The organism is Kitasatospora sp. NPDC091257 (assembly GCF_044757675.1).
In the GTDB taxonomy this organism is placed as follows: Bacteria; Actinomycetota; Actinomycetes; order Streptomycetales; family Streptomycetaceae; genus Kitasatospora; species Kitasatospora lactacystinica.
In genome coordinates this window covers 1-6,802 of record NZ_JBIVVI010000421.1, presented here as the reverse complement: position 1 = coordinate 6,802, position 6,802 = coordinate 1, and the positions used below count along the sequence as shown (strand labels likewise).

Here is a 6,802-nt window from a genome sequence, read left to right as displayed (position 1 = left end):
CGTCCACAACCGGCAGCCCGCCCGCGCGCCCCCCAGCCCCGCCTCAGGGGCGACCCCGCGCAACCGGTCCGCCGCCCCCTCGCCGCCAGCCCCGCCGTCGTCGCCCAGAACCGGACCTCACATGACAGTGCTTCACTCGCGCAACGCCGACGCAGCCGACCCGGCGGACGTCGCCGACGCCGCAGACGTCAAGGACCCCCAGGACGCCGCCGCGGAGCCCGACCTCCGCGAGGACCTCGGCCGCTACGCCGAGCTCGGGGCCTTCACGCTCACCGCCGAGACCCACGCCTGGTACGCGGCCGTCGACACCGTCGCCACCCCCGAGGACGCCCGCGCCGCCTCCACGGCCCTCGCCGAACTGCGCGGCAGCGACCTCCAGCAGACCTGGGAGGCCGTCACCGCCCTCGCCGCCGACGTCAAGCTGGACGAGCCCGACACCGTCGCCAAGACCGTGCTGTTGGTCGAGATGCTCCAGCGGGTGCACCGCACCTCCACGGCCCTCTTCCCCGCCGCGTACGACGCCGACCTCGGCGCCCTCGCCGCCGCCACCGCCGACAGCACCTGGCGCCGCGAGAACGGCGTCAAGCTCTCCTGGCTGCGCGGCCGCTCGCTGCGCAAGCAGGCCGTCGCCCTCGCCACCGACCGCCGCATCCGCCGGGAGGACCTGCACGAGGCCCTCACCTCCGCCGAGATCGAGCGCCGCGCCTGGGCCGCGCTCGCCCCGGCCGGCACCCTTCCGCGAGTGCCCGGCGCCGGCGCCCTGGTCGACCGCACCGCCCAGGCCTTCGAGGCGATCAACACCGGCCTGCGCGGCCTCGCCCGCCTGCTTCCCGACCACGACCTGGACGGGCTGCCCTTCGCCGAGCTGATCGACCTGGTCGAGCGGCTCGCCGCCGACGAGGGCACCCTCTACCGCCTGCCCACCATCCGCGGCCTGCGGGTCGGCCTGGAGGAGGCCGGCCTCGCCGACCTGCTCGCCGAACTCGCCGCAGCCAAGGCCGACCGCCGCGCCGCCGAGGCCGCGTACACGGCCCGCCAGGCGCTGGTCGCCGGGCAGCGGGACGGGCTCGGGGAGAAGGCCACCGCCATGGGGGATGCGGCGGTCGAGGAGCAGCCCGAGGCCGAGGACGCTGCCGAGGCGACGGACGAGGTCGCTGCCGAGGTCGCTGCCGAGGTCGACGGCGAGGCCGGTGCCGAGGAGGTTGTGGCCGATAAGGCCGGGACCGAGGAGTCGGCGGACCTGGCTGACGCCGAGGCGGCTGCCCTGCAGGCGCTGGCCGGTGGGCAGCGGGACGGGCTGGGAGAGAAGGCCCCGGCTCCGGTGACCGCTCCGGCGGAGGAGGCCGACGAGGCCGCCGCGGCGCCCGCGGCCGCGGCCGCGGCCGCTGAGGTCAAGGTCGAGGTCGAGGTCAAGCCCGAGCCCGAGGCCGAGATCAAGCCTGAGGTCGAGACCGACGCCGAGGTCGAGGCGGAGATGTCGTCGAACACGGGTGTCGCGGACGACGAGCCGGCGACGGAGCAGGCCGACGAGGAGGCCCAGGCCGCGGTGGTCACCCTCCCGGCGCCCTCCCCGGCGGCCGACGACCTGGTGGCGGCCGCGACCGCCGCCCTGGCCGAGGCCGTGGACGAGGCCGTGGACGAGACCCCGGCGGAGACGGAACCGGAGGCCGACCCGGCCGCCGAGGTCGTGGTCGAGGAGCCGGCCGCCGAGGTTGCGGCCGAGGCTGAGACCGTGGTCGAGGTCCAGGGCGAGGTCGCGCCGGTGGCCGAGACCGAGCCTGAGGCCGTCGTGACGGAGCCCGCCGTCGAGGAGCCGACCGCCGAGGTCATCGACGCCGTTGAGGCTGAGGTGAACGCGGTGGAGGAGCCCGCCGCCGAGACCGATGCGCCGGCGATCGAGACTGCCGAGACTGCCGCCGAGGTTGCGGCCGAGGCTGAGGTCGAGGCCGAGCCGGTGGCTGTCGCGGTGGAGCCCACCGTCGACGAGCCGGCCGCGGAGGTGGACGAGCCTGCCGTTGCGGTCGAGGTCGAGATCGAGACGGCTGAGGCCGTGGTCGCCGAGGCGGCTGCCGAGCCCGAGCCGGCCACCGACCCCGAGCCCGCTGTCGAGGAGCCCGTCGCCGAGACCGAGCCCGAGGCTGTTGCCGTGGAGGCGGCGGAGTCGGTGGTCGAGGCCGAGGATCCTGCCGTCGCGCCCGAGCCCGAGCCGACCGTCGAGGTCGCGCCGGTGGCCGAGCCCGAGCCTGTCGCCGTTGCCGAAGCCCCCGCCGCCGAGCCGGAGGCCGAGGTCCGTCCCGTGAAGCCGGACTTCACGCCCGGTCGCCCCGTGACCGCCTACTCCGCCGACGAGCTGCTCGCCGTGGTGCGGTGGGTGGACGGCGACGGCGTCGAGCGGACCGACGAGGAACTGCTGCGGGCGGCCATGAAGGAGCTGGGCTTCGCCCGCCTCGGTCCCCGGATCAAGGAGGCGCTGGGCGCCGCCGTCACCGCCGCGCGCGGCTGACGACACAAGCCGGCAAGGCCACACGGCCGCAGGGCACAGGGCCCGGGACGCGAACACGCGTCCCGGGCCCTGTCACGTTCCGGAGCACCTGCCCTCAGTCGGTGCTTTCCCTCCCGCCCTCGCTCAACCCTCGTGCCCCCCGTGTCATCGGCGGCCGTCGGTGAGTGGCGGTCGTCCTACGAGGCGCCCGTTCCGCCGCCCGGACCGTACGGGTGGTCGAGGGCCCGCCGCAGCACGGCGGGGGCGGTCACCAGCGAGGGGCCGTACCAGGTCAGGTGCCGTCCGCTGACCAGCGCCGCCGGCATGCCCGGGAACGCCTCCGGGCCGTCCTCGGCGGTGAAGCAGTACGGCTCGTCCGGCAGGACAACCAACTCGGGTCGGCAGGCGAGCAGTTCGGGCAGCGGAACGGCCGGGTAGCGCTCGGGGTGGTCGGCGTGGACGAGCCGCAGGCCCAGGCGCCACAGCAGGTCGCCGGCGAAGGTGTCGCGGCCGAGGACCATCCACGGGCGGCGCCAGATCGGCACGACGGTCCGCGGGCCGTCGCCCAGCGCGGGAGTGCCGCCGCTCCCGACCGGGGCCCAGGCCGCCTCCGCCTCGTCCAGCCACGGCGGCCGGGGCAGTCCGCAGGCGGTGGTCAGCAGCCGGTGCAGGGAGCTGAGGGCGTCGTCCAGGGTGCGGATGTCGGTGACCCAGACGGGGACGCCGGCCGCCCGTAGCGCGTCCAGGTCGGGGCGCCGGTTCTCCTCGTCGTTGGCGAGGACGAGGTCCGGCGCGAGCGCGACGATGCGCGGGACGTCCGGGTTCTTGGTGCCGCCGATCCGGGTGACGGACAGGTCGGTGGGGTGGCTGCACCAGTCGGTGGCGCCGACCAGCAGCCCGGGCGCGGTGGCGGCGACCGCCTCGGTCAGCGAGGGCACCAGCGAGACCACCCGGCGGGGCGGACGCGGCCCGAGCCGGACGGGGAGGTCGAGATCGTCGCGCGGGACGGTGGGGGCGGCCATCCGGCCAGCCTACGTCCGGCTCCGGGGCGAGGGGGCGCGCCGACGACGACCGGTCGCGAATCGCGGGGAACCCATCGACCCGGCCGCCCGACTACCTGGTCCGGGTCCGCAGTACGGGCCTTCGGCACGACCAGCCACGACCACCCACGACAAGCACCGAGCACGGTCACCAGCACCGTCACCGAGCACGGTCACCGACCAGGAGAGAGTTGTCATGCGCCCTCGCGTCGCCTGCGGAATCGCAGCCGCCGTCGCCCTGTTCGCCACGGCCTGCGGAAGCGGGACCGCGGGCGGGCCGAGCGCCTCCGTCACCGTCCGGGACGACCTGGGCGGTGGATTCCCCGTCAAGGTCGCCGACTGCGCGGGCAAGGAGACCAGCATCGCCAAGGCGCCCGCCAGGATCGTCACCAGCAATGCCGCCGGCCTGGAGCTGATGCTCCAACTCGGCGCGGGCGAGCGGGTGATCGGCACCGGCTTCCCGCCCGGCAAGGGAACCCTGCCCGCCGCCGTCGCCGAGCAGGGCGCCAAGGTGCCGGTGCTCGGGGACAAGGGCATACCCAAGGAGAAGCTGCTCGGCTCCGGCGCCGACCTCTACGTGGACACCTTCGGCGCGATGCCGATGATGGGCGGCGGCGCCACCGGACCGAGCGAGGAGGAGTACGCGGCGGCCGGCATTCAGCACGTGTACCTGCTCTCCACCGCCTGCGCCGGGACGCCGAAGGCCGCCAAGGCGCCGCGCACCGACCTCGCCGGGATCGAGGAGGACGTCCGCCGGCTGGGCGCCGTCACCGGCACCGCCGCGCGGGCGGAGGAACTGGTCGCCGGGATGGAGAAGCAGCTCGGCGAGGTCCGCACCGCGCTCGCCGCCGTGCCGGAGGGGCAGCGGCCGAGCTACTTCGTCTTCGACTTCGACGCCGGCACCAAGCAGCCGGTGGCGGTCTGCGGCCGGCAGGTCGCCAACGCCGTGATCACCCAGGCCGGGGCGCGCAACGTGTTCGCCGACTGCGACGCCGACTTCAAGCCCGGCTCCTGGGAGGACGTGGTCGCCAAGAACCCGGACTGGATCCAGCTGGCCGTGCGCAACCGGGGCAGCGAGGAGGCCACCCGCAAGGCCTTCGACGAGGCCGAGGCCTTCCTGAAGGGCTTCCCCGCGACCCAGGGCCTGAAGGCCGTCCAGGAGGGGCACTTCGTCCGGCTCGGCTCCGAGGTGACCACCATCGCGGGGGTGCGCAACGCCGAGGCCGTCCGGCAGATCGCCGCCACCGTCCACCCGGACCTCGTCAAGAGCGGGCAGTAGCCGGTGACGTCGGCCATCGCTCGCAACGAGCGCGGCGAAGCCCGCCCGGCCCGCACCCTGCGGGCCGGGCCGCTGGCCGCCGCCCTCGCCGTCGCCCTGGTGCTCGCGCTGACCGTCGCCGTCTCGCTCGGCTCGGTGGACGTCCCGCCCGGCGAGGTCTGGTCGGTGGTCGCCCGCCGGCTCACCGGTCGGGCCCCCGAACCCGGCACCCGCGACCTCATCGTCTGGCAACTGCGCGTCCCACGCGCCCTGTTGGCGGCCGTGGTGGGCGCCGGCCTCGGCCTGGTCGGCACCGCCGTGCAGGCCCTGGTCCGCAATCCGCTCGCCGACCCCTACCTGCTCGGCATCTCCTCCGGTGCCTCGCTGGGCGCGGTCGCCGCCATCGTCCTCGGCACCACCCTCGGGCTCCAGCTCTCCTTCGGCAGCGCGCTCGGCCTCACCGTCTCCCTGGCGGCGTTCGCCGGCGCGCTCGCCGCGTTCTCGCTGGTCTGGCTGATGGCCCGGCGCGGCGGCGGCTTCTCGCCGCTGCGGCTGGTCCTCGCGGGCATCGGCATCGCCCAGTTCCTCGGCGGCATCACCAGCTACCTGGTCCTGCAGACCCGCGACGAGCAGCAGACCAGGGGCGTGCTGTTCTGGCTGATGGGCAGCCTCGGTGGCGCCGTCTGGGCCCAACTCGCCGTCCCGGCCGTCGCCGTGGTGCTCGGACTGGCCCTGCTCCAGGCCCGCGCCCGGGGGCTCAACGCGATGCTGATGGGCGACGAGACGGCCGCCGGGCTCGGCGTGGACGTCACCCGGCTGCGCCGCGAGGTCTTCGTGGTCACCAGTGTGCTCACCGGGGTGATGGTCGCCGTCTCCGGGGCGATCGGCTTCGTCGGGCTGATGGTGCCGCACGTGTGCCGGCTGCTGGTCGGCGGCGACCACCGGAGGCTGCTGCCGCTGTCCGCGCTCACCGGGGCGCTGCTGCTGGTCGTCGTCGACACGGTGGCCCGCACCGCCCTGGACGGCCAGGAACTGCCGATCGGCGTGGTCACCGCCGTCCTCGGCGCCCCCACCCTGCTCTACCTGCTGGACCGACGACTGGAGCGCAGTTGAGGATCGCCGTCGAGGACCTGAGCGTCGCCCTGGCCGGCCGGACGGTGCTGGCCGGGGCCAACCTGATCGCCGAGGAGGGGGAGATCGCCGGACTGGTCGGACCCAACGGCAGTGGCAAGTCCAGCCTGCTGCGCACCGTCTACCGGCACCTGCGGCCCAGCGCCGGCCGGGTGCTGCTGGCCGGGCGGGACCTCGCGGAGCTGCGGCCCGCGCAGTCCGCCCGGCACATCGGGGCACTGCCCCAGGAGCGCGGCGGGGACTTCGAGTTGAGTGTCCGCGAGGTGGTCGCGATGGGCCGCACCCCGTACAAGCGGGCCTTCGCGGCCGACGACGCCGAGGACCACCGGATCAGCTCCGAGGCACTGACCAGGGTCGGCATGGCCGAAGCCGTCGACCGCCGGTTCGCCCAGCTCTCCGGCGGTGAACGGCAACGGGTGCTGCTGGCCCGGGCGCTCGCCCAGCAGCCGGACGTCCTGGTGCTGGACGAGCCGACCAACCACCTGGACGTCCGGCACCAGGTGGAACTGCTCGCCCTGCTCAGGGAGCAGCGCCGTACCACCCTGGTCGCCCTGCACGACCTCAACGCCGCCGCCTCGGTCTGCGACCGGCTGCACGTCCTGCACGGCGGCGCCCTGGTGGCCTCCGGGACACCGCGCGAGGTGCTGACCGCCGAGCTGCTGGCCGAGGTCTTCGGCGTACGGGCGGCGGTGGTCGAACACCCCCTCACCGGCGATCCGTTGATCGCCTTCGACCACCGGTCCCCGGCAGCGGCGCAGGCGGCCGTGCCGGGGCGGTAGCCCGTACCGGCGCTTCTGCTAGGCCGCGTATTCGGTCGTGATCAATGGGTTCGGGTGAGGTCCTTGATCCAGATCATTGCGCCGCGGAGGTGAAGGCCGGCGAGGTAGCTTT

5 protein-coding genes are annotated in these 6,802 nt (G+C 75.1%); 4 read left to right on the top strand and 1 reads right to left on the bottom strand.

Features of this window, described 5'->3' with window-relative positions:
* Positions 1–121: 121 nt before the first annotated feature.
* Positions 122–2,503: a hypothetical protein gene (locus ACIQOV_RS20300; protein WP_401050271.1), complete on the top strand. Its 2,382-nt coding sequence runs from the start codon at positions 122–124 to the stop codon at positions 2,501–2,503.
* Between the two features lie 176 nt (positions 2,504–2,679).
* Here ACIQOV_RS20300 and ACIQOV_RS20295 read toward each other — a convergent pair whose 3' ends face one another.
* Positions 2,680–3,504 carry a helical backbone metal receptor gene (locus ACIQOV_RS20295; protein WP_401050268.1) on the bottom strand — a complete coding sequence of 275 codons (825 nt, stop codon included), beginning with the start codon at positions 3,502–3,504 and terminating at the stop codon, positions 2,680–2,682.
* A 214-nt stretch (positions 3,505–3,718) separates the two neighbouring features.
* On the opposite strand from ACIQOV_RS20295, the gene ACIQOV_RS20290 reads away from it, so the two are divergent.
* From ACIQOV_RS20290 to ACIQOV_RS20280, 3 genes are read left to right on the top strand one after another with little or no spacing between them, the layout of a single operon-like run.
* Positions 3,719–4,801, top strand: a complete 1,083-nt coding sequence (locus ACIQOV_RS20290; RefSeq protein WP_401050265.1) for an ABC transporter substrate-binding protein — start codon at positions 3,719–3,721, stop codon at positions 4,799–4,801.
* A gap of 3 nt (positions 4,802–4,804) precedes the next feature.
* Positions 4,805–5,893: a FecCD family ABC transporter permease gene (locus ACIQOV_RS20285; protein WP_401050263.1), complete on the top strand. Its 1,089-nt coding sequence runs from the start codon at positions 4,805–4,807 to the stop codon at positions 5,891–5,893.
* A complete protein-coding gene (locus ACIQOV_RS20280; RefSeq protein ID WP_401050260.1) occupies positions 5,890–6,690 on the top strand; it encodes an ABC transporter ATP-binding protein in 801 nt (266 codons plus the stop codon). The genes ACIQOV_RS20285 and ACIQOV_RS20280 overlap by 4 nt, the downstream gene beginning before the upstream one ends.
* Positions 6,691–6,802 lie beyond the last annotated feature (112 nt).

Coding starts and splice junctions, on each gene's coding strand:
- ACIQOV_RS20300 (WP_401050271.1), top strand. CDS start 122: ATGACAGTGCTTCACTCGCGCAACGCCGACGCAGCCGACCCGGCGGAC.
- ACIQOV_RS20295 (WP_401050268.1), bottom strand. CDS start 3,504: ATGGCCGCCCCCACCGTCCCGCGCGACGATCTCGACCTCCCCGTCCGG.
- ACIQOV_RS20290 (WP_401050265.1), top strand. CDS start 3,719: ATGCGCCCTCGCGTCGCCTGCGGAATCGCAGCCGCCGTCGCCCTGTTC.